Source organism: Bacillus sp. LR_5 (assembly GCF_042709275.1).
This window is the reverse complement of record NZ_JAVAXX010000443.1, coordinates 1-3,565: the sequence shown is the minus strand read 5'-3', so window position 1 is coordinate 3,565 and position 3,565 is coordinate 1. Positions and strand designations below refer to the sequence as shown.

Sequence of the window (3,565 nt, the reverse complement as noted above, 5' to 3'; positions counted from 1 at the left end):
ACTCATACTGAAGATAATCAAGTGGGGCAATCTTCGGCACTTTTACATTGTCTAAATTATTTGTACGCACGTATTCAAGTGCAAACTTACGGTGAGTTGTTAACTTATTTAGTGCATCAATTATTTTATTTTTTGAGAGATTGAACACCTTTCCCCATAACAATTCTTCATCAAGGATTTCGTCAAGGCTAATAAGTTCCAAATCACGCTCTTGAGCGTACATTAATAAAACATAATACAAAGGTATTAATCCTATTTCCTCGACATTTGAAGAAGTCTTCTTGATGTTTTCGTTTTTCTCTTCTGAAGTATCCTCTCTAATCAGATTTAGCTTAGTAAACGGAGAAAAAATGAAATCCTCCGGATCATTTTCATTTGCGTTTTTTGTATATAACTGAACCAAAACATCTATATCCCTATCTAGAGAATTTTCTGAAACAGCTTTTGTCTCATGATTTTTAACCCAAATTCTAAAAGATTTTTTCAGTTCCGTTCTTTGAGTAACTGTCTCCTTATAAATATTGAAATACCAATAGAAAACAGTTGCTAAATCATTATTGTTTCGGACCAAATGGTAATGTAGAATGGATACTGTTTCATTCTTTTGCAGTAATCGATCATATTTATAAATAAGTTTTCCTAAATCGGTTAAGATATGGGATTTCCCTTTTGTCTCTTGCATTAAATCCATAGCTAATAACCAAAACCGTAATGATCTAACCATGTTTTTTCCAAGGCCAATCTTTTCAAAACCATCTTTATCATAGAAAAAACGTGAATCCTCACTAATTGCTTTCATACCTTTACTAAGCCATTTATCTCGTAGATAAAAACTCTCATGTCTTCCGTATGCCACTAACTATACATCCTTTCCAAACATACTTCTGGATGATTATCTCCAGAACAATTATATATCATAAAACCATTCTAGTTAAGTAAAAGTTCTTCATTTTCAAGAACGAATGTTCCGATTTTATAGCTGGTTCCCCACCTCCAGAAATAAAAAAGTACTTTGGTTTGACCCAAAGTACAAGTTCAAGGGGCTCATCTAGCTAAGCCATGAATCAAATAAACCATGATAATTCTTATACTCAAATGCAACTCTTCTATTAACTTGTCTGCTAGTATTAGCAACATCTATCTATTCTCTTTTCACATCTTTTCCATATTGTTCTTTAGATGCAAGAATTATGGTACGTTCAATACTGTTTGTTTTTATAATGAATTCTCTTGATAATTTATCGTTAAAAATTTTCTTATCCTCACTCCTTGTCTTTTGCCCGTTCACCGATAAAAAATCTACTAAATTTGGAAAAATACGAAATCTTCTATTTGAAAACAGCAGAAGTTCTACTATTTTTCAAATAGAAGATCACTTGTTAATTCTACATATTACCAAAGTATCAGAAGTACCGCTCAAAAACATACTAAACACCTGCTACTTTCAGTTATCTTAATCTTGGGTTCTGAATTAGTTCTCCTTATCATAATCACTTAACCTGTTTATTATATTAAACACTTGTCCAATAAACAGCAAATCGTAAAATTTTTCCTTCCAGTTTCATTTTTCCATCTTTCACAAGAACAATAGAGTGTTCAACGTATTCTGGCAGCACTCTAAACCTTTATAATTTAATCAGCGTCCCTCACGGAGGAGTAGGGTGTATTTATAATGAGAGGATACGCTTCATTACTGTAAGTTAACTCATCTTGCAGCATCTTTTCTCTTACCATTTTTGTTCCACAAACCAAATGCAATTATAACAACTGAAGAAAAACTTCGGCATTTTGAATTAGCTTTATTAAATGTCCGTTACTCTCTGTATAAAAAGTTCGATACTAATTGATTAACTTTAATCGATAGTTATTTCTACTTTTGAAAACAATATCCATCAGCTATCATGAGAACTTGAATAGTCGATTGAAAAAGAACTAATCGACTTTAACAAGAGTTTAGACAAATTTAAAACCATAATACCTTTTCTTCTGAAACGCATCGCATATTTAAAAATAAATCAAAGTGAAGTGAATGCTGACGAAAGTGTTTAGAACTAACAGTTCCATCCGCATTATTCTTTTAATTTTATCAACACACAGCACTCCACATGATTCGTATGCGGAAACATATCCACAGGCTGCACTTCGCGCGTCGCATACCCGCCATCCTCAAGCACCCGCAAGTCTCTCGCAAGCGTGCCAGGATTACAGGACACGTACACCACCCGCTTCGGTTGCATCTCCACAATCGTCCGCAGGAGGGCTTCGTCGCAGCCTTTTCTTGGCGGGTCTACGACAAGCGTATCGGCCGTGATGCCTTCTTCATACCATTTTGGAATCACGGTTTCCGCTTCCCCGACCGCGAACTCTGCGTTTGTGATGCCGTTTAGTTCTGCATTTCGTTTGGCGTCTTCAATCGCTTCCGGCACAATTTCTACACCGTACACTTTTTTCGCTTGCTTCGCCAGAAATAGAGAAATCGTTCCGATGCCGCAGTAGGCGTCGATGACGGTTTCTTCTCCTTTCAGTTCCGCGTACTCAAGCGCTTTGTCGTAGAGCACTTTTGTTTGCTCGGGGTTGACTTGGTAAAACGATCTGGCGGAGATGGCGAATTTGACGTCTCCGATGAGGTCGTAGATGTATTCTTCACCCCAGATGACGTTTGTTTCGTTTCCGAAGATGACGTTTGTTTTGTTTGGGTTGATGTTTTGCACGATTGATTTGACGTGCGGGAACGCTGTTGTGATGTCTTCAATGATCTTCGCTTTATGCGGGAAGTCGTTTGTTTTTGTGATGAAGACAATCATCATTTCACCCGTAACGACGCCGTATCTGACCATGATGTGGCGGAGCCAGCCTTTGTGGCGTTCTTCGTTGTAGGCTTTGACACCGTAGTTTGCGCAAATGTCTTTGACGGCTTGGACGGCTTCGTCGTTTTTGGATTGCTGGATCAGGCAGGCGCTCATGTCGATGATGTCATGGCTTCTTTGCTGATAGAATCCCGCGACGAGTCCTCCTTCCCGTTCTCCTACCGGCACCTGCGCTTTGTTTCTGTAGTTCCATGGGTCTTGCATGCCGAGTGTCGGGTGCACGGTGACTTTTGATAAGTCTAGCTTGCCGATGCGTTCTAAGACGTCTTTGACTTGTTTCTGTTTAAACAAGAGCTGGCCTTCGTAGGTCATGTGCTGAAGCTGGCAGCCTCCGCATTGCTTGTAGATCGGACATGGGGCGTCAGTTCTGTGCGGGCTTTCTTCCTTCAGTTCGATCAGGCGGCCGAAGGCAAAGCCTTTTTTGACGCGTGTCACTTTGATTTGGGCTTTTTCTTCCGGCAGAGCGTTCGGCACGAAGATCGGGAAGCCCTGCACCTTTGCGACGCCCGCTCCTTCATGAGTCAAATCCTCAAATGTCACGTCGTAGTATTCGTTTTTTTCTACTGGGGGTTTCATTTTCATCTATAATCACCTCTAGTTTTAAGCGAAAGAAAAACTTGGCCTGTACAAGCCAAGTTTTTAGTCATCCAGCTGTTCCGCTTTCTCCTTCGGCATGACGACGTGAATGTGTCGGTACA

Annotated in this window: 2 protein-coding genes; both read right to left on the bottom strand. The window is 39.5% G+C overall.

Features of this window, described 5'->3' with window-relative positions; all coding sequences use genetic code 11:
• Window positions 1-856 (bottom strand): DUF4007 family protein (locus RAC86_RS36695; RefSeq protein ID WP_377886778.1); only part of this gene is annotated, 856 nt, incomplete at its 3' end.
• Between the two features lie 1,213 nt (window positions 857-2,069).
• Window positions 2,070-3,449 (bottom strand): 23S rRNA (uracil(1939)-C(5))-methyltransferase RlmD, encoded by a 1,380-nt coding sequence (gene rlmD, locus RAC86_RS36690; protein WP_072565881.1) that lies wholly within the window; start codon window positions 3,447-3,449, stop codon window positions 2,070-2,072.
• Between the last annotated feature and the right edge of the window lie 116 nt (window positions 3,450-3,565).